This window comes from Nitriliruptor alkaliphilus DSM 45188 (assembly GCF_000969705.1).
Taxonomy (GTDB): domain Bacteria; phylum Actinomycetota; class Nitriliruptoria; order Nitriliruptorales; family Nitriliruptoraceae; genus Nitriliruptor; species Nitriliruptor alkaliphilus.
The window spans coordinates 1979607-2004244 of sequence record NZ_KQ033901.1 but is presented as its reverse complement, the minus strand read 5'-3'; the positions used below and the strand labels follow the sequence as shown (position 1 = coordinate 2004244).

General features: G+C 71.3%; 23 protein-coding genes. 11 read left to right on the top strand and 12 right to left on the bottom strand.

Going from position 1 to position 24638, the window contains the following annotated elements; translation table 11 throughout:
• Positions 1 to 181 precede the first annotated feature (181 nt).
• Together NITAL_RS09445 and NITAL_RS09440 are read left to right on the top strand one after the other, a co-directional pair.
• Positions 182 to 775 carry a TetR/AcrR family transcriptional regulator gene (locus tag NITAL_RS09445; RefSeq protein WP_052666017.1) on the top strand — a complete coding sequence of 198 codons (594 nt, stop codon included), beginning with the start codon at positions 182 to 184 and terminating at the stop codon, positions 773 to 775.
• A 70-nt stretch (positions 776 to 845) separates the two neighbouring features.
• Positions 846 to 1880, top strand: a complete 1035-nt coding sequence (locus NITAL_RS09440) for an aldo/keto reductase (protein ID WP_052666016.1) — start codon at positions 846 to 848, stop codon at positions 1878 to 1880.
• A 34-nt stretch (positions 1881 to 1914) separates the two neighbouring features.
• On the opposite strand, the gene NITAL_RS09435 is transcribed toward NITAL_RS09440, so the two are convergent.
• On the bottom strand, positions 1915 to 2448 hold the full coding sequence (locus tag NITAL_RS09435; RefSeq protein ID WP_052666015.1) for a carboxymuconolactone decarboxylase family protein: 534 nt from the start codon (positions 2446 to 2448) through the stop codon (positions 1915 to 1917).
• A gap of 107 nt (positions 2449 to 2555) precedes the next feature.
• The gene (locus NITAL_RS27970) at positions 2556 to 3236 is read right to left on the bottom strand and encodes a TetR/AcrR family transcriptional regulator (protein ID WP_052666014.1); all 681 of its coding nucleotides are present in this window, start codon (positions 3234 to 3236) and stop codon (positions 2556 to 2558) included.
• Between the two features lie 165 nt (positions 3237 to 3401).
• On the opposite strand from NITAL_RS27970, the gene NITAL_RS09425 reads away from it, so the two are divergent.
• The 9 genes from NITAL_RS09425 to NITAL_RS09385 all read left to right on the top strand — a co-directional run bounded on the left by NITAL_RS09425 (position 3402) and on the right by NITAL_RS09385 (position 14318).
• Entirely contained in the window at positions 3402 to 4961 is a 1560-nt protein-coding gene (locus NITAL_RS09425) for an ABC transporter substrate-binding protein (protein ID WP_052669551.1), read from the top strand.
• A gap of 3 nt (positions 4962 to 4964) precedes the next feature.
• On the top strand, positions 4965 to 5924 hold the full coding sequence (locus NITAL_RS09420; protein ID WP_052666013.1) for an ABC transporter permease: 960 nt from the start codon (positions 4965 to 4967) through the stop codon (positions 5922 to 5924).
• Positions 5921 to 6736: an ABC transporter permease gene (locus tag NITAL_RS09415; protein WP_083441393.1), complete on the top strand. Its 816-nt coding sequence runs from the start codon at positions 5921 to 5923 to the stop codon at positions 6734 to 6736. The genes NITAL_RS09420 and NITAL_RS09415 overlap by 4 nt, the downstream gene beginning before the upstream one ends.
• Positions 6733 to 8151 carry an ABC transporter ATP-binding protein gene (locus tag NITAL_RS09410; RefSeq protein ID WP_052666011.1) on the top strand — a complete coding sequence of 473 codons (1419 nt, stop codon included), beginning with the start codon at positions 6733 to 6735 and terminating at the stop codon, positions 8149 to 8151. Before NITAL_RS09415 ends, NITAL_RS09410 begins: the two co-directional genes overlap by 4 nt.
• Positions 8148 to 9914, top strand: coding sequence for an ABC transporter ATP-binding protein (locus tag NITAL_RS09405; RefSeq protein WP_052666010.1), 1767 nt, complete (start codon positions 8148 to 8150; stop codon positions 9912 to 9914). Before NITAL_RS09410 ends, NITAL_RS09405 begins: the two co-directional genes overlap by 4 nt.
• The gene (locus tag NITAL_RS09400; protein ID WP_052666009.1) at positions 9914 to 11644 is read left to right on the top strand and encodes an ABC transporter ATP-binding protein; all 1731 of its coding nucleotides are present in this window, start codon (positions 9914 to 9916) and stop codon (positions 11642 to 11644) included. Before NITAL_RS09405 ends, NITAL_RS09400 begins: the two co-directional genes overlap by 1 nt.
• A gap of 66 nt (positions 11645 to 11710) precedes the next feature.
• A complete protein-coding gene (locus NITAL_RS09395; RefSeq protein ID WP_157041733.1) occupies positions 11711 to 12562 on the top strand; it encodes a hypothetical protein in 852 nt (283 codons plus the stop codon).
• A gap of 121 nt (positions 12563 to 12683) precedes the next feature.
• On the top strand, positions 12684 to 13085 hold the full coding sequence (locus NITAL_RS09390; protein ID WP_052666007.1) for an acyl-CoA thioesterase: 402 nt from the start codon (positions 12684 to 12686) through the stop codon (positions 13083 to 13085).
• Between the two features lie 42 nt (positions 13086 to 13127).
• The gene (locus NITAL_RS09385; RefSeq protein WP_052666006.1) at positions 13128 to 14318 is read left to right on the top strand and encodes a thiolase family protein; all 1191 of its coding nucleotides are present in this window, start codon (positions 13128 to 13130) and stop codon (positions 14316 to 14318) included.
• Positions 14319 to 14336: 18 nt separating this feature from the next.
• Here the strand turns inward: NITAL_RS09385 and NITAL_RS09380 are convergent, their stop codons facing one another.
• From NITAL_RS09380 to NITAL_RS09335, 10 genes are all read right to left on the bottom strand, one after another.
• Positions 14337 to 15980 carry a class I adenylate-forming enzyme family protein gene (locus NITAL_RS09380; RefSeq protein WP_052666005.1) on the bottom strand — a complete coding sequence of 548 codons (1644 nt, stop codon included), beginning with the start codon at positions 15978 to 15980 and terminating at the stop codon, positions 14337 to 14339.
• Between the two features lie 18 nt (positions 15981 to 15998).
• Positions 15999 to 16745: an ABC transporter ATP-binding protein gene (locus NITAL_RS09375; protein ID WP_052666004.1), complete on the bottom strand. Its 747-nt coding sequence runs from the start codon at positions 16743 to 16745 to the stop codon at positions 15999 to 16001.
• Positions 16738 to 17499 carry an ABC transporter ATP-binding protein gene (locus NITAL_RS09370; RefSeq protein ID WP_052666003.1) on the bottom strand — a complete coding sequence of 254 codons (762 nt, stop codon included), beginning with the start codon at positions 17497 to 17499 and terminating at the stop codon, positions 16738 to 16740. Before NITAL_RS09370 ends, NITAL_RS09375 begins: the two co-directional genes overlap by 8 nt.
• Positions 17496 to 18569 carry a branched-chain amino acid ABC transporter permease gene (locus NITAL_RS09365; RefSeq protein WP_083441391.1) on the bottom strand — a complete coding sequence of 358 codons (1074 nt, stop codon included), beginning with the start codon at positions 18567 to 18569 and terminating at the stop codon, positions 17496 to 17498. Before NITAL_RS09365 ends, NITAL_RS09370 begins: the two co-directional genes overlap by 4 nt.
• A gap of 34 nt (positions 18570 to 18603) precedes the next feature.
• The gene (locus NITAL_RS09360; protein WP_052666001.1) at positions 18604 to 19476 is read right to left on the bottom strand and encodes a branched-chain amino acid ABC transporter permease; all 873 of its coding nucleotides are present in this window, start codon (positions 19474 to 19476) and stop codon (positions 18604 to 18606) included.
• A gap of 53 nt (positions 19477 to 19529) precedes the next feature.
• Positions 19530 to 20876 (bottom strand): ABC transporter substrate-binding protein, encoded by a 1347-nt coding sequence (locus NITAL_RS09355; RefSeq protein WP_052666000.1) that lies wholly within the window; start codon positions 20874 to 20876, stop codon positions 19530 to 19532.
• 122 nt (positions 20877 to 20998) lie between these two features.
• The gene (locus NITAL_RS09350; RefSeq protein ID WP_052665999.1) at positions 20999 to 21673 is read right to left on the bottom strand and encodes a TetR/AcrR family transcriptional regulator; all 675 of its coding nucleotides are present in this window, start codon (positions 21671 to 21673) and stop codon (positions 20999 to 21001) included.
• On the bottom strand, positions 21666 to 22595 hold the full coding sequence (locus NITAL_RS09345; protein ID WP_052665998.1) for an LLM class flavin-dependent oxidoreductase: 930 nt from the start codon (positions 22593 to 22595) through the stop codon (positions 21666 to 21668). Before NITAL_RS09345 ends, NITAL_RS09350 begins: the two co-directional genes overlap by 8 nt.
• A gap of 6 nt (positions 22596 to 22601) precedes the next feature.
• On the bottom strand, positions 22602 to 23099 hold the full coding sequence (locus NITAL_RS09340; protein ID WP_052665997.1) for a PaaI family thioesterase: 498 nt from the start codon (positions 23097 to 23099) through the stop codon (positions 22602 to 22604).
• Between the two features lie 47 nt (positions 23100 to 23146).
• A complete protein-coding gene (locus NITAL_RS09335; RefSeq protein WP_083441390.1) occupies positions 23147 to 24583 on the bottom strand; it encodes an aldehyde dehydrogenase family protein in 1437 nt (478 codons plus the stop codon).
• Positions 24584 to 24638 lie beyond the last annotated feature (55 nt).

The window sequence follows — 24638 nt, the reverse complement described above, 5'->3', positions numbered from 1 at the left end:
ACACATTGGGTGGACCATACGAGCCGAATCGTCTAGTCTCTTCCCGAATTGGAGAGGCTATCCATCCAATCATCTGCACCCTCGTACTTTCATCTGACGAAATGTAAAGGCAATGATAGACTCCGTCAAGCGCTCCTATCGATCCCCACTCCGTGAGGAGCAGGCCCGGCGCACCCGGCGGTTGATCCTCGACACCGCCCATGACCTCTTCCTGGCCTACGGATACGGCCGCACGACGATCGCCGCCATCGCCGAGAAGGCCGGGGTATCCCGCCAGACGATCTACGACACGGTCGGGAGCAAGCGGGAGGTGCTCGAGGCTGTGCTCGACCGCCTGGTGACCCGCCAGGACGACCCGGTGACGGAGATCACCGACGCCGCCTCCTGGAGCGAAGTCGCCACGGAGACCGACCCGGGGGCCCGGTTGGCGCTCGCCGCCCAGCTCTCACGCCAGGTGTGGGAGTCGGGTCTCGTCGACCTGGTCCGCACCATGCTCTCGGCAGCCGCCGTCGACCCCGAGCTCGCCGACTGGCCGCACGAGCAGATCCTGGTCCGACGCAGGAACATGGAGACGTTGGCTCGGCTGCTCTTCGCTCCCGACCGGCTCGAGGACGACTTCCAGGACGTCGTCGACCTCCTCGCCGCTCTCGACAGCGGCGTCGTCGTGGGGATCCTCGTCAACGACTTCGGCTGGTCCTACGACAAGTACGAGGAGTGGTTGGGCAAGCTCTACCGGCGTCTCTTCCCCCTCACGGGGACGCAGCCCGAGGTGTAGGTGCGCTGCTGCATGGTGACGGAGCCGCGACATCGCTGAAGCCTTGTAGAGCCCGATCAGGGAGCACCCGATGGAGCACCGCACGCTCGGTCGCAGCGGCTGCGTCGTGTCGACGTTGTGCCTCGGCACGATGACGTTCGGGCAGGAGACCGACGAGCCCGGCGCCCGCGCTCAGATGGACCGGTACGTGGAGGCCGGCGGCAACCTCATCGACACCGCCGACGTCTACGTCGACACCGAGTCGGAACGCATCGTCGGCAGGTGGCTGGCGGACCAGAGCTCCGACGTGCGTGACCGGTTGGTGATCGCCACCAAGGGACGCTTCCCGACCGGGGACGGCCCCAACGACGTCGGCCTGTCCCGTCGGCACCTGACCCGCGCACTGGACGCATCGCTCCGGCGCCTGGGCGTCGACGCGATCGATCTGTACCAGGTGCACAGCTGGGATCCGCTGACCCCGATCGACGAGACCCTGCGCTTCTTCGACGACGCGGTGGCCGCCGGCAAGGTCCGCTACGCCGGGCTGTCGAACTTCACCGGGTGGCAGCTGCAGCGGACCGTCGACCTGGCCGAGTTCCGCGGTTGGCCGGTGCCGGTGACCCTCCAGCCGCAGTACAACCTGCTGGCGCGAGAGATCGAGTGGGAGCTGATCCCGGCCTGCGCGTACAACGGCCTCGGCCTGCTGCCGTGGTCGCCGCTCGGCGGTGGGTGGCTGACCGGCAAGTACCAGCGCGACGAGCCGCCGACGGGCGCCACCCGCCTCGGCGAGGACCCGGAGCGTGGCGTCGAGGCCTACGGGCCACGCAGCCGGTCGCAGCGGACCTGGGACGTGCTCGACGTGGTACGGACCATCGCCGAGGACCGCGGTGTCACGATGGCGCAGGTCGCCCTCGCGTGGGTCGTGGACCGTCAGACCGTCACCTCGGTGATCCTCGGGGCACGCACCGTCGAGCAACTCGAGGACAACCTCGGGGCGGCGGACCTGCACCTGACCGACGACGAGGTCGCGCGGCTCGACGAGGCCAGCGACCCAGGGGCAGCCGACTACCCCTACGGCGGTCCGGGCCAGGACCAACGCAGCCGCGCCATCCCCGGCACGCGCTGAGCCGGCCGCTCGGCACGGCCGGCTCGCCACACCCTCAGGGCGCCGCCCGGTAGCCGTGGGTGGCCAGCTGCCGACCCATCGCCGCGTACGCGTCCTGGTCCGCGGGGTCGGCCGCCAACCCGTCCACGTAGCGGTTGAACATCGCGAAGGCGGCGGCGATCAGCACGGTGTCGTGGAGCTGGTCGTCGCCGGCCCCGGCGTCACGCGCGGCCGTGAAGAGGTCCTCGGCGATACGACCGCCGTCGGCGACCGCTTCGGCCAGGCGGGTCAGCGCGGCCAACCGAGGTGGAGCCACGTCGGCGAGCCGCCCCTGTCGAGCGGCGTCCGCCAGGGCGTCGTCATCGCCGAGGTGGGCGGCCGCCACCGCCGCGTGCGAATCGCGGCAGAACCCGCAGTCGTTGCGGGCGGACACCGCGGTCGCCAGCAGTTCCCGCTCGTCGCGTCCGAGACCGTCGTCGCGGCGCAGCAGCGTCTCGGCCAGTTCGCGGAGCGGACCGGCGGTGTCCGGACGTGCCGCGAAGAGTCCGATGATCCCGGGCAGGTCGGTGGGGACGGGGATCCGAGCCATCGCAGCGCTCCTCGCACGTGAGCCCCGACGGACCTCGCCGGCGGCGCCTGCGGGTCGACCGACGCGCAGACCTGCCGGACGCTAACAGAGAACCGGAACGAGAACGGTTACCGAGGCTCGGTCACGGCCGTGTCCCCCGGGCTCCCCTGGTCGGGGCGGAACCCCGCGATGATGCACTCGAGGCCCTCCTCGAAGACCTCCTCCACCGGCAGGGTGAAGAAGTCCGTGCCGATGCGCGCCGCCGTCGGATGGTCGGCCGGATCGAGCGTCTCGAGCCCCGCCACGAACGCGCCGGCGCGGCCCGCGCGGCCCGTCCGTGCGCGGGTGTCGGCGTTGTCCTCGATGGCGACGCGGGAGAAGGTCCAGCTCATCACGAGGGCGGTGCCCCGGGCGACCCGGGCGTCGTCGAACCCGCCCGCGGCGAGGGCGCTGGCGAGCAGTTCCAGCAGCCGGTAGGCCTGCGGTCCAGCCGGTCCGTTGTCCATCAGCCAGGCGGCGAGCCCCGGGTGCGCCCGCAGGACCTCGCGTTGGGTCGTCGCCCACGCACGTACCTGCTGTTCCCACCCCGCCCCGGGATCGACGTCCGGCTGCACGAGCGAGCCGATCCGGTCCGCCACGAGCCGGATCAGCTCGTCGCGGTCGGCGATGTGGCGGTAGAGCGCCATCGGGGTCACACCCAACCGGGTCGCGAGCGCACGCATGGTGACACCGGCGAGGCCATCGAGGCGGGTGAGGGCGATGGCTTCGTCGACGACACCGTCCCTGCTCAACAGCACCGTCGATCCCATGCTCCGACCCTAGTCCGCGTTCACCTCCCGCTTCGGAGGCGACTTGACAATGGGAACCGTTCCCAGCTACGTCTACAGCGTATACACATCGCAGCGGTCGGTGCACCTGGCACGGACTGGAACCGCGGACGGTCGATGCCCGACACGGGCGATCAGGGGCAACGGATGGCGACAGCGAGGAACCACACGAGCGCGGCGGCGACGGCGGGGGTGGTCGCGGCCCTCCTGCTGGCCGGGTGCGCCACGCCGAACGACGGCGCATCGACCGGCGACGGTGCACAGGCGGCGCCGGCGGACGACGCCCCCGACGCCCCCGACGCGGAGCCGGTCGCCGGCGGGACCCTGCGCGCGGCTTTCGCGGGTGGTCCGAGCGAGACGCTCAACTACCTGCGGGGACCGACGGCGCTCGACTACGTGCGTGCGAGGTTGGTCCACGCACCGCTGTGTGAGCTGGACCCCGGCGCCGAGGACGGTGTCGCGTACGGGACCGTCGAGGCGATCGACGTCAGCGACGACCTCACCGAGTACACCCTCCACGTCCGCGACGGGGTGCGGTTCACCGACGGGTCGCCCCTCACCAGCGCGGACGTCCTGTACTCGCTGCGCGCTCCGGTGGTGCTCGAGGGCCTGCCGTTCACCATGCTCGTGGCCCGCAACTTCGACGTGGATGCTGCGGACACGCCGGACGACTCGACGGTGGTCCTGCCGACGCTCTCCCCGATCGCGGACGGCCGCGAGGTGATCTGCCAGAGCATGCTCACCATCCCGGACGGGACCACCGAGTTCACGCTCGAGACACCGTCGTCGGGCCCGTTCACCATCGCCGCGTTCGAACCGGGCCGGTCCACGCTGCTGGAGCGGAACCCTGACTTCTACAGCGAGGCGCCGTCGCTGGAGGGGATCGAGCTGGTGTCGATCGCGGACGGGACCGCCCGGGTCAACGCGCTACGTCAGGGACAGGTCGACTTCGTCAGCGGCGTCACCCCGGTGCAGGCGCAGACCCTCGACGAGGTGGACGGCATCGCGGTGACCACGAGCGAGCTGCCCTACGCCTCCTACCTGCAGTACACGATGAACCTCGAGGTGCCGCCCCTCGACGACCCGAGGGTCCGGCAGGCCATCAAGCTCGCGATCGACCGCCAGCGCATCGTGGACAACGTCTACTTCGGTCGCGCGTTCGTCGGCAACGACCTGCCGGCCATGGGGTTCCCGAGCTACGACACCACCCTCGAACAGCTGGCCCACGACCCCGATCGCGCACGTGAGCTGCTCGCCGACGCCGGCGCCGAGGGGATGAGCCTCGAGCTGACCGCGGGGCCCGAGCTCGCCGGCATGGTCGAGACCGCCACCCTCATCGTCGAGGACCTCCAGGCGGTCGGGATCGACGCGACCCTGCGTGAGCTCCCGCCCGGGCAGCTGTTCGCCGACTACCCGACGTACCTGACCCTGCCGTTCCGGGCCGGGTTCAACCCCCCAGCGCTGTTCGAGCCGAACCACGCCCCCGGCGCCTTCCCCGAGGTGGATGCGCTCGTGCAGGCCGCCCGCAGCGCGGCGACGGCTGACGAGCGGCTCGCCGCCTCGCACGCTGCGCAGCAGCTGCTGTGGGAGCAGGGCGCCCAGCTCGGGCCGGTGTTCGTCCCCAACGTCAGCGCGGCTCGGGACGGGGTGGCCGGGGTGCGCGAGCTGCAGTTCCCCGACCTGTCCCGTGCGACCCTCAGCGACTGAGCCGTGCGATCCGCCGGCTGGCTCGGCGCGAGGGTCGCCACGGCCCTGGTGACCCTCGCTGCACTCTCGGCCGTCGTGTTCTGGACGACCGAGGTGCTCCCCGGGGACGCGGTCGGTGTCATCTCCGGCCAGGATGCGACCGAGGCCGAGCGTGAGGCGGTCCGGCTCGCGCTCGGCCTCGATCGGCCACCGCTGGAGCGGTACGGGCGGTGGGTCGCCGGGCTCCCGCGCGGTGACCTCGGCACGTCGCTGGTCTCCGGCGAGGAGGTCGCTTCGCTCGTGACCTCGCGGTTCGCGGCGAGCGTGGCGGTCCTGCTTCCGGCCACCGGGCTGATGGCCGTGCTCGCCGGGGCGCTCGGCACCGCCGCGGGGCTGCGGCCCGGGAGCCGCCTCGACCGGCTCCTCAGCGGGACGACGCTCGGGATGATCGGCACGCCCGACTTCCTGATCGCCACCGGGCTCCTGGTCGTGTTCACCGTCTGGTGGCCGGTGCTCCCCGCGGTCGCCATCGTGCCCATCGGGGACGCGCTGTGGCAGCACCCCCGCTTGGTCGCCCTGCCTGCCGTCGCACTGGCGCTCGGCGGGTTCGGGGCGAGCATGCGCCTGCTCCGCGCCTCGGTCGCCCAAGCCGCCTCCACCCCGTTCGCCGAGTTCGCCCGCCTCAACGGGGTGCGTGGCGCACGCTACGTGTGGACCATCGTCTCGAACGCGCTCGGCCCGGCCATCCAGGCGTTCGCCGTCATGACCGCCGGTCTGCTCGGCGGCGCCATCGTCGTCGAAACGTTGTTCAACGTCCCCGGCCTCGGCTACGAGCTGACGCGGGCAGTGGGCAACCGCGACGTGCCGCTCGTGCAGGGCCTCAGCCTCGTGCTCGGCGCGGCGACCCTGACGATCCTGCTCGCCGGCGACCTCACCGCTCGCCTGCTGGGTCGGACCGTCTCCACCTGCGCGGGCACGCCGTGACCGCCCGGCGGTGGGCCGTCGCCGTACCGGTCTCGCTAGTGCTCCTGATCGCCGTCGTCGGACCGTGGCTGGCAGGCAGCGTGACGACCCCGGTCAGCGGCCCGTTCGCGGCCCCCGGTGACGGACAACTGTTCGGGACCGACGTGCTCGGCCGCGACGTGCTCGCCCGTGTCCTCGGGGGTGGGCGCACCCTCGTCCTCCAGGCCTTCGCGGCGACGCTGCTCGGCAGCCTGTCCGGCATCGGCGTCGGCATCTGGACCGGCGCGACGCACCGCCGGCCCATCTCCTCCGGCGTCCCCCGGGTCGTCGACGCGATCGCCGGCGTCCCGGCACTGCTCCTGCTGTTGGTGCTGGCCGCCGGGATGCCCGGCAGCGCGGCGGTCGTGGCGCTCGCGATCGCGGTGGTCAGTACCCCGTTCTCGGTCCGGGTGATCCGCGAACACACGGCCCGACTCGCCGCGACGGACTACGCGCAGGAGGCCGAAGCGCGGGGCGAGCCGTGGGTGGCGAGGGTCCGCTACGACCTGCTGCCGGGCCTCGTGCCGGTGATCTGGGCGGAGGCCGGCATCCGGTTCGTCGCGGCGACCCAGCTCGCGGCCACGGCCGGGTTCCTGGGCCTCGGCGCCGGCGCGCCAGCCGCGAACTGGGGACGGATGGTCCGCGAGAACAGCACCGGCATCGCTGCCAACCCCTGGCCGGTGCTCGTGCCGGCGGGGCTGCTCGTGGTGCTCGCCATCGGCGTCACCCACCTCCTCGACCGCACCCTCGACTCGCCCGACGGCAGCGTGGAGCACGTGGGACGGCTCGCGTGAGCGCCCTCGCGTCGGTCACCGACCTCGGTGTCACGGCGTCCGACGGTTCGGTCATCCTCGAGCACGTCGACCTCGCGCTCCACCCCGGTCACGTCACGGCGCTGGTGGGCCCGTCGGGTGCCGGCAAGACGACCCTCGCGCAGGCGTTCCTCGGCCACCTCGGACCCGGGCTCGCGCTCGTCAGCGGCGGTGCGCTGGTCGCCGGGCACGACCCGTTCAGCGCGTCCGGTCGGCGGGCACTGCGGGGGCGGATCGTGGGGTACCTGCCACAGGATCCGGCCAGCGCCCTGGACCCGCGCCGGACGGTCGCGGCGCAGCTGCGCACCGCCGCCCGCATCGCGAGCCCCGAGGCCGGCCGCGCCTCCCGAACCGAACGCGTGCGCGAGGCTGCCAGCGCGGCAGCGTTCGACGAGGAGCTCCTCGACCGCCGACCGGCTCAGCTCTCGGGTGGGCAGGCGCAGCGGGCACTGCTGGCCTGGGCCTACGTCGCCCGCCCCCGGATCCTCGTGCTGGACGAGCCGACCAGCGGGCTCGATCCGGGCACGGCGCGCCGCGTCAGCGACGCGTTCACGCGGCTGCCCTGGGGGCCGGCCGTGCTCCTGATCAGCCACGATCGCGAGCTCGTCGCCCGCGCGGCGGACGACACCGCCGAGATCGTCGACGGACGTGTCCACGCGGTCCTCGAACGCCCAACGGCGGCGGCTGCGCCTCATGACCACCAGGACCCACCCACGGTCGCGACCTCCTCCGGTTCGGAGGTGCTCGCAGCGAGCGGCGTCACCATCCGCCGCGGCGGGACGGCGCTGATGGACGAGGGATCGCTCACCCTCCACGCGGGCGACCTCGTCGCCCTCCGAGGTGCGTCGGGGAGCGGCAAGACCTCGCTCGCGCTCGCCCTGTGCGGGCTCGCCCCGCCCGACCGTGGCCACCTGCGCATCCACGGCACCCCCACCGCGTGGCACGCCGGGACACGTGCACGGAGCGGCCAGGCGTTCCTGGCCTACGCGGGCCAGGACGCTCGCGCCGCGCTCAACCCGCACGAGACGATCCGTCGCACCCTCACCCGCGCCCGCCGCTCAGCGGCACGTCGCGATCCCACCGTCGGGGTGGACGTCGAGGAGCTGCTCGACCGGTTCGGTCTGCCCCGCTCCGTGCTGGACCGCGCCCCGGACCGCTTGAGCGGCGGGCAACGCCACCGGGTCGCGCTCGCTCGCGCTGTCGCCGCCGCACCAGCGGTGCTGGTCTGCGACGAGACCACCGCCGCGCTCGACCACGCCACCGCCGCGCTCGTGCTCGACACCCTCGACGGGTTGCGTGCGGACACCGGGCTGCCGGTGCTGTTCATCACCCACCAGGACGAGGTGGCCACGCGCGCCGACCGCGTCCTGACCCTCGCCGGAGGACGCCTGCGATGACCGCCGACCTCGAACTGTTGCGAGCCGTGCGTGGTCCGCTGACCGGCGCCATCGCGCTCCAGGCGGCGGCCGGCGTGCTGGCGCTGCTCCCGATCGTCGCCCTGGTGGCGTTCACCGGCGCCTGGGTCAGCGGGGACCCGCTGCCCGGCCTGGGCCTCGTCGTCGCGGCGATCGTCGGCACGCTCGGCGCAGCGCTCGGATCGGCGGCAGCCACGTGGCTCGCTCACCGTGCGGATGCCGATCTGACCGGGCTGCTCCAGCACCGTCTCGCCGAGACCATCCGGACGCTGCCGGTCCCGGCCGTGACCGGGCTCGGCGCCGGCCGTGTCAAGAAGGTGGTCCACGACGACACCTCCGCGCTCCACTACCTGGTCGCCCACACCCTGCTCGATGTGACCGCGCTGGTGGTGACACCGCTGGCGGGGCTGCTCGTGCTCGCGGTCGTCGACTGGCGCCTCGCGATGCTCAGCGTGGTCCCTTTGGCGGCGGGGGTCGGGTGCTACGTCCGAGCGATGCAGGGCTCGCGCGAGGGGTTCTCCCAGTACGCCGCCACCCAACAGCGCATCAACGCCGCGGTCGTCGACCTCGTGCGTGGGCTGCCGACGGCCAAGATCTACGGTGGTCCTGGTGGCGCCAGGGACCGCTACGACGCTGCGGTCCACGGGTTCCACGACTTCTTCCGAGCCTGGTCCCGACGTACCTCGGCCGCGACCACCGCTTCCTGGCTCGTGGTCGCCCCCGGGGTCACCGCTGCCTGCTTCGCGCTGCTCGGTGGCATCGGCCTCCGCCTCGGGTGGGTCAGCCCGGCCGCGTTCGTCGCCGGGATCCTGCTCGGTCCCACCATCAGCGCACCCGTCGCCGTCGCGGGCCCACGACTGCAGGCGATCCGGACCGGGTTGGCTGCGCTGAGCTCCCTCGCCGAGCTGCTCGCGCAGCCCGGCATCACGTGGGGCACCACCGAGGTCCCCGCGGACGCCCGGGTCCGGCTCGACGAAGTGAGCCACCGGTACGGCGACGACCGGCTGGCGTTGGACGGCGTATCGCTCGAGCTCCCCGAGCGCGGTCTGATCGCGTTGGTCGGGGCATCCGGCAGCGGCAAGAGCACCATCGCCACCCTCCTCGCCCGGTTCGCCGACCCCACGGCCGGGCGGGTCCTGCTCGGCGAGGTCGACCTGCGTGAGGTCCGCGAGGACGAACTGTACGAGCGCATCGGGTTCGTGTTCCAGGACACGCGGCTGCGGCAGGCCAGCATCCGGGACAACCTCACCGGGGGCCGACCGATCGATGACGAGCGCGTGGGCCGTGCCGCCAGGACCGCAGCGATCCACGACGATGTCGTCGCCCTGCCCAACGGTTACGACACGGTGCTCGGGGACGAGACGGAGCTGTCCGGCGGTCAGCGTCAGCGGCTCTGCCTCGCTCGGGCGCTCCTGCGCGAACCGGATGTGCTCGTCCTCGACGAGACGCTCGCCGCGGTCGACCCGAGCCTGCGTGCCACCCTGTGGGCGGCGCTGCGAGCCCAGGCCGAGCAGCGCACGGTGCTGCTCATCGCCCACCAGCTCCGGCTCGTGCACGGGGCCGACCGGCTGCTGGTCCTCGACGACGGCCGCCTCGTCGGCGACGGCACCCACGTCGAGCTCCTCCGGAGCTGTGCGACCTACCGCTCGCTCTGGAAGGCCGAGGTGGCCGAGGGCGAGGACGAGACCGAGCAGGGCCCCACCGTGGCCACCGCCGTGGACGCGACCACCGGAGGGGCCCGCTGATGCTCCGCACGCTGCACCGCATCCTGCCCCCGCCCGTCGCCCGTGAGCTGCGTGTCCTCACCGTGTGGCTCACCACCGCCGCCGTCCTGCAGGGGGTGACCCTCGGGCTCGTGGGTGTCGTCGTCTCGGCCGGCCTCGAGACCCACCCGGCGACCGGGTCGTGGCTCATCGCGCTGGCCGGGGCTGGCCTCGCGTTCGCGGTCGTGCAGTGGACCGCGCAGATGGTGGCCTTCCGGGTCGGCAGCAGCACCGCCCGCGCGCTGCACCTCCGGGTGGGTGACCACCTCGGTGAGGTGCCGCTCGGGTGGTTCACCACGTCGCGGCAGGCCGAGGCGATCGACACGGTCACCGACGGGGTGCCGCGGCTGATGTCGCTCCCGGCGATCCTGCTGCGCCCCGCCACCACCGCGGTCGTCACCCCGCTGGCAGCTGGGCTCACGCTCGCCCTCATCGACTGGCGAGCCACCGTCGCGGTGCTCGTCGCGTCCGCCGCCGCGTGGACGGTCAGCCGGTACAGCGCCCGTCTCGCGCGGGATGTCGACGCGCGCCGGCACCGGACGGCCGCCCGGGCGACCGACCGCATCCTCGAGTACGCGAGCCGGCAACCGCTCATCCGCACCGACCGACGACCGGACGACAGCGACGCCCTGTCCCGCGCCATCGAGGACGTCCGCGCCGCAGCCCGTCGATCGACCGGGACGGTGCTCCCCGGTCTGCTGCTGTTCGGCGTCACGCTGAACGCTCTGTTCGCCGCGCTCATCGCTGCGGGCCTGGCCGGCACGGCCGGGGCGGCCGGGGCGGGCCTGTCGGCCCCCGCGTTCGTGGGCCTCATCGTCGTGGTCGCCCGCCTGACCGCGGTCGCGGCGTCCGGTGCGGAGCTCGCCGCCGGTCTCCAGCTGCAGCGCGGGCTGTTGACGCGGGTCGCGGAGATCTTGGACACCGCCCCCCTCCCGGTCGTGGAGACCACCCGGCCAGCGGTCACACCCGCGGCTGACCTGGATGCCAGGTTCGTCCAGGTGGAGCAGGTCAGCTTCCGCTACGCCGACGCCCTGGTCCTCGACGAGGTGTCGTTCCACCTGCCGCGTCGCGGCCTGACCGCGCTGGTCGGCCCCTCGGGCTCCGGCAAGACCACGATCGCCCGGCTCCTCGCCCGGTTCTGGGACCCCGAGGCGGGACGCATCATGCTCGATGGCGTGGACCTCCGCGCCCTGCCACCCGACGAGATCGCGGCCCATCTCGCCACCGTCCTCCAGGACGACCACCTGCTCGACACCACCCTCGGCGACAACGTCCAGCTGGGATGCCAGCACGCCACGGACGCGGACCTCGCCCGGGTGATCGAAGCCGCCGGGTTGACGCGCACGGTCGCCGAACTGCCCGCCGGGCTCGACAGCCCGGTCGGACCCGACGGCAGCAAGCTCTCCGGCGGGCAGCGACAACGCGTGTGTGTCGCACGAGCCCTGCTCAAGGCCGCCCCGCTCACGCTGATGGACGAGGCGACGTCCGCCCTCGACCCGACCAACGCCAGCATCGTCACCGATGCGGCCGAGCGGCTCGCGGCGACGGGCAGCGTCCTGGTCATCGCGCACAACCTCGACACCGTCGCCCGAGCCGATCAGGTGCTGGTCCTCGAGCGCGGCCGGATCGTCCAGCGCGGGACCCCCGGCGAGCTCGCCGGACGAGCCGGGCCGTACCGCGACCTCGTCAGCGCCCACGCGGGAACGTGCTGAGGGACCTCCGTGCCCCGGCAGCGCACCACTATCGTGGACGCACACGGCGAGCGGATCGGGGGAAGCGTGCACGGCGAGCCATCCGAGTCGGTTCACGGAGGTCGCGACGACCCACGTCCCGCCCGACGCGCTCAGGACCCGATCAGCTACGAGCCGCTCGCGCTCGTCGACGGCCTGCCCCTCGGTCTGCTCCTGTCCGGGGTGCTCATCGCCGCGCTGCTCGTCGCTCTGGGTGCGGTGTCGCTCACACGAGACGGCCCGGATCTGGTGAGGTTCGCGGTCGCCGAGCCGTGCCCACCGGATGCGCCCGCGTCCGGGTGCACCGCGCGGCTGCCGGGGACGATCGGTGAACGCCGCGACACCACTCGGGCGATCGACGGCACGCAATCGCGTCGGGTGGCGGTGCTCTACGCGGAGGTCCCCGACCTGCCCGATGACGTCCGCACCTTCCGCGGCAGGGTCGTGCTCCAGATGTCGCCTGCCCGTGCCGACCGCATCGACGCGCACCGGGGTGCAGCCATCGAGGTGGCGTTCTTCGCCGGGTCGCCCTTCGAGGTGACCGGCCCGAACGGCGTCACGGCCCGGGTCGAGGACGGACCGGTCGTGAGGTTCGCCGGCGTCCTCGCGCTCACGTTCACCCTCGCCGGTGTCCTGCTGCTGGGTTCCGTTCTGGTACGACGGCGGCTGCGCACCTCGTCACCTGATGGAGCCTCGACCACCGCCGACCTCCCGCGTTGGTCGGTCGCGGTCGCGTCGGGCCTCGTCGCGGCCGGCGTCGTCGGCGGCCTGTTCGGCTGGGCGACGGGACGCTTCCTCGGGGCCGCGTGGGCGGTGCCGACCGCCCTCGCGACGGCGACGATCGTCGGCAGCATCACGACGCTCGTGAGCTGGCGAGGGCTCCCGACGAGATCCGCCTGACCTCGCTCCCGGCGCCCCGGGCCGGCCCCGGCGCGTGCTCGGCCGAGGACGGAATGCGGGCGTCAGCTCACCGACCGGCCGCTAGACTATCCGGTCAGTCAGCCCACCCTGGAGTCCCGGGATGTCCCCTGCGCAGATCACGGTCACCCGACCGCTCGAGTGGATGGACACGGACGCCGCCGGGATCTGGCACCACTCGACCGCCATCCGCTTCCTCGAGCACGCCGAGCTCGAGCTGCACCGGCAGCTCGGGATCGTGGACACCACGTTCGGGTTCACGCCCCGCGCGAGGATGGAGATCGACTTCCACGAGGCCGTCCGGTTCGGGGACGACGTGCGCACGACGCTGATCGCCGCCCGCGTCGGTCGGACGTCGATCGCCTACGACTTCGTGCTCGAGGGACCGCGCGGCCGGTACGCCGGGGGGAAGCTGATCACCGTCCTCGTCGACGGGGAGGGCAAGCCGCGCCCCATCCCGGACGACCTGCGCGCCGCGCTCACCGAGCGAGGCGACGTCTCCTGACCCGAAGCGCGACCGATCGACTCAGCACGCCGGAGGACCACGATGTCATCGTCAGCTGCGATCCCGATCCCGCTCGCGTGGTCGTCCCCGTTCGTGCGGTGGCAAGGCGCCCTGGCTGAGACCTCGAGCATCGATCTCGCGGTCGACGTGACGAAACGAGCGCTCGCAGCTCGCGACTTCCCAGCATCGGAGGCCACCGCCGTGATCCTGGGGTGGACGGTGCCGCAACCGCAGATCTTCTACGGTGCGCCGACCGTCGCTCACCGGATCGGTGCCGAGCACACGTCGGGACCCATGATCTCCCAGGCCTGCGCGACCGGCGCCGTGAGCGTCCAGACGGCGGCAGCGCGCGTCCAGACGGGGATCGATCGACTCGGCCTGGTGATCACCACCGACCGGACGAGCAACGGCCCCCTCCTCACCTACCCCCTCGCATCCGCTCCCGGGGGCGCACCCCACCTCGAGCACTGGGTGATGGACAGCTTCGAACACGATCCCGTCGGCGGAACCGCCATGATCGCCACCGCTGAGCGGGTCGCGGCGGATGCCGGGATCACCCGCGAGCAACTCGACGACGTCACCCTGCTCCGTTACGAGCAGTACCGGTCGTCGCTCGCCGACGACCGCGCCTTCCAGCGCCGCTACATGGTCCCGATCGAACTCCCCTCGAGGAGGGGAGAGCCCACCGTGATCGATGCCGACTTCGGCGTCTTCCCGACCACCGCCGAGGGGCTCGCCGCGCTCCGACCGGTCGTGCCGAACGGGCTCGTCACCTTCGGGAGTCAGACCCACCCGGCCGACGGCACGGCCGGGCTCGTCGTGACCAGCGTGGACCGCGCCCGAGACCTCGCTGCGGGCGAGGGGATCGCGACGATCCTCGGGACGGGAGGCGCGCGCGTCGAACCGGGGCAGATGCCGAAGGCTCCCGTGCCGGCCGCGCAGGCAGCCCTCGACGCTGCCGGGCTGACCTTCGCGGACGTGGACGTCGTGACAGCTCACGACCCGTTCGCGGTCAACGACGTGTGGTTCGCTCGGCAGACCGGGATCGAACTCGAGCGGGTCAACCAGCGGGGATCCAGTCTGATCTTCGGCCACCCTCAGGCACCGACCGGCACCCGGCTGATCGTCGAACTCCTCCACACGCTGGCCGAACGGGGCGGAGGCGTGGGGCTGTTCACCGGGTGCGCTGCGGGGGACACCGGAGCCGCCGTGGTCGTCCGCGTCGAGGACTGATCGTGTCGAGGTAGCGGGTCAGCCGGCGAGGTACGCCTCTCCTGCGGAGATGCCACGTCGACGCCGTTCCTCGTCACGGATCTCCCGGCGGAGGAGCTTGCCGACCTTGGAGGTCGGGAGCATGTCCCGGAACTCGAAGGCACTCGGGCGTTCGTACCTCGCGAGTCGTTGGTTGCACCACTGCTGGATCTCGTCGACGCTGACGTCGGTCGCATCCGCCTTGACGACGATGAGCGCCTTGACGCGCTCCCCGACGCGCTCGTCGGGAACGCCGACGACGCACGCGCTGAGGACGGACGGGTGAGCCTGGAGGACGGCTTCGACCTTGGACGCGGCGACGCGGTAGCCCTTGTGCTTGATCGTGTCGACCGATCGATCGACGAAGTAGCACCAGCCATCGTCGTCGAAGCGGACCACGTCGCCGGTGCGGTACCAGCGCTTGCCGTCGATCGTGACGAACGCGAGCTCGGTCTCGGCAGGCTTGTTGTAGTACCCGTCCACCATGGGCTCCGAGTGCACCAGCAGCTCACCGGATCCACCGGGCTCCACCGGGTCGGTGGTGCCAGGCTGCACGACGAGCACCTCGTGCAAGGGCAGGAGCCGACCGACCGTGCCGTCGGGCACCGCCTCCTCGGCGGGCGTCAGCGTGATACCGCCGCAGGTCTCGGTCGCGCCGTAGCCCTGGACGATCCGCGTGCCCACCCTGTCGTGCCAGCGTCGGCCGACCTCGACCGGTAGGACATCACCTCCGCTGAAGCAGTACCGGAGCGACGCCAGCGAGTAGTCGTCGAGTCGGTCGTGCTCCAGGACCATCCGGAAGAAGGTCGGGACCCCGAAGAGCGTGGTCGCGCGGAACCGATCGATGTGGTCCATGACGGCATCGAGGTTCATCCTCGGCAGCAGCACCAGGGTGTCACCGGCCAACAGAGCGCCGAGCCCGACGGTCTGCCCGAGGATGTGGAACAGCGGTGCGCCCTGGAGGACGACGTCCTCGCCGAGCGGCACGACGGGCATGCTCTGCCGTCGTTGTTCAGCGGCTGCTGCCAGGAACTGACCTCTGGAGATGGGGACGCCCTTCGGCTCCCCGGTCGTACCGCCGGTGTACATGATCTCGGCGATGGCGGCGGGATCGTGGTCCGCGGGCGGCAGGTCACCGGACGTCGCGACCAGGGCTCGGAAGGTCGATGTTCGCCCGTCGTTCCTCGGGAAGCTCCCGCGCGGGACCTGGTCGAGGAGGCGACCGATACCGCGCTTCCAGGCCGGGAGCATGTCGATCATGCTCGTCACCACGACGTTCTCGACACCAGCCTCGTCGGCGATGGCCGCGACGTACCCGTAGTTCACGTCCGTGCAGACGATGGTGGTGCTGGCGCTGTCCTGACAGACGTACGCGAGTTCGCGCTCACCGTAGAAGGGAGTCACCGGGACGACGGTCGCGCCGAGCCTCTGGAGGGCCGCCCACGTGACGACCCACTGCGGGCCGTTCGGCAGGTACACCACCACTCGATCACCGGCGACCACACCGAGCCGCGCGAAGCCGGCCGCTGCCCGTTCGATGTAGCGCCCGAGCCGGCCGTAGGTGATCCGGGAACCGAGGTAGACCACAGCGGTGCGGTCGGCGTGCTCACCGACGATCGCCTCGAGCTGGCTTGCGATGTTCATGGTTGATCTCCCGGAGCGTCAGGTGGCGCCGAAGTAGGCGGCCGCGAACTCCGGGCTCTCCACGAGCTCGTCGCGGGTGCCGCTCACGTTCACGGTGCCGTTCTCGAGCACGTACGCCCGGTCGACGACGGGGAGCAGCGGACGTGCGTACTGCTCGGTGACGACGACCGTGACGCCATCGTCGTGGATGCGACGGATGGCGGACACCACGGCCTGCTGCATCGCCGGGCTCAAGCCGAGCAGTGGCTCGTCGAGCAGGAGCAGCGACGGCCGTACGACGAGCGCCATCCCGATGGCGAGCATCTGCTGCTCGCCCCCGCTCATCAGGCCGGCACGGCGCCGACGGAGCGCGTCGAGAGGCGGGAACATCGAGATCGCCCGTTCGATCCCTTCCGCGGTCTCCTGTCGCGTGCGGAGGTGGCCCCCAGCCCTCAGGTTCTCCTCGACGTTGTTGTCCTTGAAGACGGGGTGTCGTTCACGACAGAGCACGAGGCCGCGGTCGACACGCTTGGTCACCGGGAGCTCGGTGATGTCCTGGCCCTCGAACCACACGCTGCCGGTGATCGTGATGCGCTCGCCCTTGCGCCGCTTCTCGCGGAAGCGCTGGTGTTGGGTCAGTCCCGCCAACGACTTGACGAGCGTGGACTTCCCGGCGCTGTTGGGGCCGAACAGCCCGACCACTTCCCCGGCGTCGACACGTATCGAGACCTTGTTGAGCGCGATGGCGTTCTCGAAGAAGACGGTGAGGTCACGGGTCTCAAGCATCTTGGTCGACCTCAGCTCCGAGGTAGGCGCGCCGCACCTCTTCATCGGCCATCGCCACCTGAGGATCGCCAGAAGCGATCACGGCACCGAAGTTGAGCACGAGCACCTCGTCGACGATGGACAGCAACTCCTGGATGCGATGCTCGATCATGATGATGGTCACGCCTTCCTCTCGGAGTCGGCGGACGTGCGGCAACATGCCGGCGACCTCGGTGAGGCTCATCCCGCTGAAGAGTTCGTCGAGGATGATCAGGTCCGGCCGGAGGGCCAGGCACCGCGCCAACTCGAGCCGCTTGAGGTAGCCATGGGGCAGGTTGCGGGCCGGTGTACGAGGGATGGGGGAATCCCGCTCGAAACCGACGTCCTCGAGCAACTGGAGCGCCATCTCGTCGGCATCGCCGTACCCACTGCCTCGCAGGCGGCGCGCCCGTGGCGATCGGAGCGGCACGATCAGGTTCTTGTACGCCGGTAGCTCGTAGAACGGCCGCACCAGCTGGAAGCTTCGGGCCAGACCGAGATCCACGATCCTGTCCGGCCTCCACCCCGCGATCGATCGTCCCTTGAAACGCACCGACCCCTCGTCCGGCCGGACGAACCCGGTGAGCAGGTTGGCCAGGGTCGTCTTGCCGGACCCGTTGGGGCCGATGAGGCCGAGCGCACCGCCCCGCTCCAACCGGAAGGAGACGTGGTCGATGGCGGTGACGCCACCGAACCGCCGGACGAGCCCTTCGACCTCGAGCAGGGCCTCGCTCATGGCACCAGCTCCTTCGGGCGCTCGGGCACCGCGTCGGTCCGCACCGGCGTGTCGGCCGACACCCAGCGCTCCTTCTGCCAGTACTTCTGCCGCAGCCAGTGGAACGCGCCTCCTGGGAGCGCGATCACCCAGACCACCAGCACCATGCTGTAGAGCACGATGCGGAGCGTGCCCAGCCCGCGGAGCAGCTCGGACACGGGTACCAGCACCATCACGCCCAGGGTGGCGCCCCAGAAGACGCCCTGTCCGCCGACCACCACGGCGGTCAGCGGCACGACCGAGTTCTCGAGCGCGAACACGGGCAAGCCGACGAACCGCAGGTTGTGGGTCATCACCGCGCCGGCGAACGCGGCAGGGATCGATGCCGCCAGCAGGACCTTCACGCGCACCCACTGGATGTTGAGCCCGGACGCCATGACCGCGCGGTCGTTCTCGGCGACCCCCCGCACGACGATGCCGAAATCGCTGTCCATCAGGCGTCGGAAGCTGCCGAGCGTGATGAGGAACGCCGCCGCCAGGATGAAGACCGTCCAGCTCCGGCTCGGCATCCCGGGCAGGCCGGCCATCCCCTCGCTGCCACCCAGCACCCGCGTGGCGTCGATGGCGCGGTGCAACAGGAGGGGCAGCGCCAGGGTGATGAGTGCGAAGTAGATGCCACGCAGACGCAGCACGGGTGCCAACAGCGCCGTCGCGATCAGGGCTCCGGCGACCGTGGCCAGCGGGATCGTGACCAGTGGACCGAGATCGAACGTGCGAGCCAGCCAGCCGGCCGTGTACCCCCCGACACCGTAGAACAGCGCTTGGCCGAGCGAGGTGAGACCGGCCGAGGCCAGGAGGTCCCAGCTCAGGGCCAGCAGGCCGAAGGAGAGGGTCGTGACCATGACGGTCACCCACACCCGACCGACGCTCTCCCCGTAGAGGGGGAACAGCAGCAGTGCGATCGAGAACACGGTCAGGGGGAGGTAGAGGTAGGACAACTCCCGGATGGACGAGAGCGCGAACACATCCTTGGATCTGGCTCGGATGCCACGATCGATGCGCTCTCTCCGGCGGCCAGGCTGACGCCTCACAGGATCCTCCTCCACGGGCGAACGGTCGAACCCGTCAGACCCGTTCCTCCAACAGATGCGTCCGGCCGAAGAGCCCGGAAGGTCGCCACGCGAGCATGAACACGATCGCCACCAGGTAGACCATGACGGCCCACTCCTCCCCCAGGTAGACGCCAGTGGTGGTCTGCGTGAACCCGAGGATGGCGCTCCCGGCGACGAGGCCCCACAGGCTCTCGATACCGCCGAGGACCGTCGCCGCCAGAGCGATCAGGATCGCGGTGTAGCCGGTGTTGATCGACATCACCCCGAGCGGCAGGATCGTGATGGCGGCAACGGCGGCGAGGGCGCCGCTGAGCGCCACGCTCACGGTGGCGGCCCACTCGGACCGGATGCCCAACGTGAGAGCGGTCTGCTCGTCCTGTGACACGGCGCGCAGCGCCCGACCGGTGTTGGTCCGCTGCGTGAACCACCACAGCCCCACCGTCACCAGCACGGCGACGACGACGATCGAGATGCGCTGGTAATCGATCGGACGTCCCAGCACCGCGATCTGACCTCGATGGAACACCGGCAACCGGTACTCGTAGGTCACGAACCCCAGGTAGCGGAAGAACTCGAGGATGGCGATACCCAGCGCGAACGTCGCGATCACCTCGGACAGGACGATGCCGCGAACGGGGGCGATGACGACCCGGTAGAGCAACGCCCCCGCGAGCGCCAGCAACGCGATCGTGACCACGACCGCCACCGCGTAGGGCAACCCGACGCTGTTGAGCAGCAGCCACAGCACGTACCCCGACGCGAGGTAGAACGCAGCGTGGGCGAAGTTCGCCACGCCCGTGAGCCCGAAGGTCAGGCTGAACCCCAACGAGATCAGCAGGATGGTCGACGTGCTCACGGCCCCGTAGACCAGGATGTGTGCCAGCATGCCGGTGTTCCCTTCCGCGGCTGGATGCAGCGACGGCCCGTTGCCGGGAGCGGTCAGTTGGGGACCACGAGGGCCGCCTCGGCGATGCCCTCGGGGTAGACCGGCACACGCTGTCCGTCCTGCCACTGGAACAACGCTCCCAGGGCCGCCTCCGACGGGTCCATCCCGTAGGGGGCTTGCCCGTCCTCGCCGAAGGTGATGCGGCCGACGACACCCTCGTAGTCGGTCTCGGCGAGCGCGTCCGCCACGGCCTCGCCGTCGAGCGAGCCGGCGCGTTGCATGGCGTCGATCATGATGTAGACCGCGTCGTACGACGGTCCAGGACCGTGACCCGGCAGACCGGCGCGGGCCTCCTCGCCGTACGCCTCACCGAAGGCCTCGTTGAACCGCACCGAAGCGGGCACCGATCCGACCGCCAGGGGACCGATCTCGAAGATCAGGTTGAGGACCCCCTCGAGCTCCTCAGCGTCGAACGATGCCGTCGCGTTCTCGGCGGCCATGGGGCTGTTGAAGCCGACGATCAGTGCGTCGATGCCCATGCCACGAGCCTGTGGCACCAACGCCCCGGACTGAGGCATGTCGAACATCGGCATGATCACGTCCGCGCCCGCGTCGCGCGCCGATGCGAGGGCGGACGCGAAGTCCGACTGCCCCGTCGGTACCGCGGCGTTCCCGATGACGGTCCACCCGTTCTCCTGCGCCCAGCCTCCGACACCCTCGGTCGCCCCTCGCGCCCAGAGCACGTCCTGGTGGATGAGCATGATGCTGTCGTAGCCGTGCTCCTCCTGGAGGAACCGCAGCACACCCGTGAGGTACATCCCGAGGTGCTGACCGTTCACACTGTTGCGGAAGAAGTACTTGAACCGCGCCGGGTCCTCGACGATGCGCGCCTGGAACTCCGGGGTCGTTGCGATGCTCGCGATCGTGGGGATCTGTTCGTCAGCGATGAGGTCCATCGCTGCCAGCATGACCTCGGAACGGAACGGGGAGACCACGAACCCGTGCGGGGCCGCCGAATCGATCATCCCTTCGATCGCCGCGAGCGCGTCCGGCACCGGGATGTCCGGCTCCGCGCCGCGCGTGTCGGCCTCCACGAGACGAACCGTGTAGATCTCGCCGCCGATCTCGACGCCCCCGGCCTCGTTGATCTCGTCGACAGCGAGCTGGGCGGCGTCCACGGACGCACGACCCTCGACGGTCCCGAGGGCCGTGGGAGCGCCCAGGACGATCTCGCCCACGGCATCGCCGACGTTCCCGTCGCCACCGTCCGCACCACCCGCGCCACTGGCCTCCTCGGCCGCCGCGCCGTCGGCGTCGCTCGCAGCCTCCGTGCCGCAGGCCGTGACGAGCAGGCCGAGCGCTGCCAGCAACGAGCCGGCCTTCAACCACGATCGGTTCATGTGCACAGATCTCCCATATCGAGGCGGCTCCGCATCCGCCCACTGACCCCGTCGACAGCAACCGACTGACCGGTCAGCCAGGACTGTAGATGCGCGGCTTCCGATGTCAAGTTCGACGCCGGTCACCGTCCGGAAGGAGGGCCAGCCTGCGCACCCGCCGCCCTGCCCTCGGCGCCGAGCACCCGTAGGAGGTCGCGTTCGCAGGCGGCGCGGTAGCCCGCGTGGCTGGAACGCCGATCCTCCTCCTGGAGCCACTGCAGGAACGTCCCCTCGATGACCGCCCGCATGGAGATCGCCGCTCTGGTGACGTCGGTGACGTCGAAGGCACCCTCGGTCATGCCCTGCTCGATGATCTCCTCGTAGTACCTGTTCACGATCGAGCGGACCATGGGGACGAAGGGCTCGAAGGAGCGCAGACGCGCAGCGTGCTCGGTGAGTTCGAGATAGAAGAGGAAGAACTCCCTGTTCCGCTCCGGTGCCACGAAGAGCACATCGAGCAGCGCGACCAACCGGTCCGCAGCTGCCCCTTCCCCGGCCGTCGACCGGATGCGGCGCTCCATCTCCAGGAACGCCCACCGCATCGTTTCGAGCAGGAGGTTGTCCTTGTTGCCGAAGTGGTAGCCGATCAGACCTCGACTGACACCGGCTTCCTCCGCCACGTCCTCGATCGACACCCGCTGGAGTCCGCGAGCGACGATCACGCGGTAGGCGGATCGGATGAGCTTCTCGCGTCGGCTCGCGGACCGGTCGGCTCCCGCCGCGACCGTGGAGGCCGACCGGCTGCCCGTGTCAGCCATGCGCGGTGACCTCCGACAGGCCACGGAGGGCGTCGATCGTCGACACGATGTCCCGAGCAGGATCGTCACCGGTGACGGGGAGCACCACCGGCAACGCCCCGCGCTCGCGCACCGCCGCGACCCGGGACGCCAACGCGGCCGGGGTCACGTACAGCGCGTCGACGATGGCATCGGACAACGCATCCGGGGCCTCGCGCAACCGCCCTTCGGCACGCAGCTTCGCCACCGCCTCGACGTCATCACCGAACCCCAACGACGTGAAGTGTCGCGCGTACGGCGGCGCGCACGCGTAGGACACGATCTCGCGCCGGATCCGCCGGCCCGCGTCCGGGGCGGCGCGGAGCCAGACGTACGACCACAGCGTCCGCCCCTCGACCGGGTCGACGAGCGCGTCCGGCGGCGTGTGGTTGACGATGACCCCGTCGGCCTCGCTGAACCCGAGCTCCACCATCCTCGGGCCCATCGCGCCGAGCAGGACCTGGACCGAACCGGGCGCGGGGTCCACGGCGAGTGCGAACGATCCACGACGATCACCGCGGAGGATCGCCCGCAAGGACCGGAGACGGTCGCGTGTCCCATCGACCGTCGCGTCGTGCTCGCCGCCGTGCCAGCCGCCGACCACCTGCGGCGTCGAGACGCCGACCCCGAGGTGGAACACCGCTCCGGCGGTGGCAGCCACGGTCGCCGCGGCCATCGCGAGGCCGGGCACGGAGCGCGACCCGAGCGGCAGGACCCCGGCGCCGAGGTCGGTCCCCGGCCGGCGTACCGCGAGCGCAGCCAGCAGCGCCACAGCGTCGAGACCGTTCACCTCGGTCGCGACGAGCGGCGCCGCTCCCGCATCGGCGGCGGCATCGAGCAGGTCGAGGGCGGAGCGGGCCGGGAGGGCGAGCCCTCCTGGGAGCGCGATGCCGACGGCAGTCACGTCGCCCTACCCGGCGGTCGCGCCGGCCGGAACGGCAGGCTCGAGCTGCTGGAACCGGATCGTCCCGCGCGCGACCTCCTTGCCGTCCGACGCACGGGCGATCACGACCTCCCACAGCTGCGCGCGGTCACCGAGGTCGACGGGTGTGGCGACGGCGTCGACCCGTCCCCTCCCGTGCGGGCGCACGAACTGGGCGTTGTTGCTGACCGCGACGACCGGGCTGCCCGGGGGCGACGCGTGCAGGGCGGCTCCCCAGGCCGCCAGGGTCTCGACCAGCGAGCACCAGGTACCGCCGTGGACGATGCCCGCGTCCTGCCAGTGCTGCGGCCCGGTCTCGAGGTGGCCGACGATCCGTGCGCGGGCGAACTCGTCGAAGACGATCCCCAGCCTGTCGCGCACGGAACGGTCGTGACCGAAGCCCGCCACGTCCGGTGACCGGATCACCTCGCCCGCCGCGAGCCGTCCCGCGAGCTCGGCGAACCGCTGTTGCTCGACGGCCTCCATGCGTCCCTGCCTCCCCTGTCGTCAGGAGCCAACGTCCGCGTGCGGTGTCAGTCGCGGATCACCACCGACTTCTCGTCCTGGTAGTGGTCCAACGCCTCGATGCCGTGCTCCTTGCCGTAGCCGCTCTCCTTCAACCCACCGAAGGGCAGCTCGTCGTAGACCTTGGTGCGGCTGTTGACCCACGTGTAGCCCGCGACGAGCTCCTCCATCGCGAAGGTGGCCTTGCGCAGGTCCGAGGTCCACACCGACGAGCCCAGCGCGAAGGGCGAGGCGTTCGCCCGCGCGACGGCCTCCTCGAGGTCGGCGACCCGCCAGACCGGCAGCACCGGCCCGAAGGTCTCCTCCTGGGACAGCCGCGAATCGTGCGCTGGCTCGGCCACGACCGTCGGCGCGTGGAACCAACCCTCAGCGAGCCGGTCGTCGTCGGGGAGCTGACCACCGGCGACGATCTGGCCACCGGAGTCCACCCCGTCCTGCAGCTGCGCGGCGAGCAGCTCGCGACCACGCTCGCTGTGCATCGGGCCGATCTGGGTGGTGACGTCGTCGCCCGGGCCGAGCTTCAGCTTCTCCGCCTTGGCGGCCAACTGCTCGATCACCCGGTCGGCGACCGACTCCTGGACGTAGACCCGCTTGATCGCCAGGCACGCCTGCCCGCAGTTGAAGAACCGACCCATGCTCGCCGCGCTGATGGCCGCGTCGACGTCCGCGTCGTCGCAGATGATCAGCGGGTCGGAGCCGCCGAGCTCGAGGGTCACCCGGGCGAGCCGCTCGGACGCGGCCGCCATCACGTGCTTGCCCACCGGGGTCGAACCGGTGAACGCGAGCTTGGCCACGTCCGGGTGGCGGATCAACGCCTCACCGGTGACCGCTCCCAGACCGGTGACGACGTTGAAGACCCCGTCGGGTAGGCCCGCCTCGTGCATCAGCTGAGCGATCCGCAGCGTCGTCAGGGGGGTGGTCTCGTCCGGCTTCGCCACCACCGTGTTCCCCGCGATGAGCGCGGGTCCGAGCTTGTTGCCGAGGAGCGTCGTCGGGAAGTTCCACGGCACGATGGCGCCGACGACCCCGATCGGCTGCTTCAGCACGAAGCCGCGCGCGCCGTCATCGAGCGCGGGCACGGACTGTCCCCGCAGGTTGCGCGCCAGACCGGCGTAGTGGTCGAGGGTCTCGACGAACCGGTGGAGCTCGAGCCGTGCTTCACGCAGCGGCTTGCCGTTCTCAGCGGTCAGCAACGGCGCCAGTTCGTCGGTGGCGTCGGCGACCCGCCGGGCCCCGGCGAGCAGCAACCGACCCCGCTGCGCCGCGGGGACCTTGCGCCAGCTCGCGAACGCCTCCTTGGCCGCCTCGACGGCCGCGGCGACCTCGTCAGCGCCAGCGTTGGGTACGTCACCGACCACGGTCCCGGGTCGCGCCGGGTCGCGGACCTCGAGACGTTCCACCCCGTCGATCTTGACTTCGCGACCGCCGATGAACAGCTCCGCCATGGCTCCCTCGCTGCCCGGTCGTGACCACCGGCATGGGTCGGCGCTCCACCAGCGC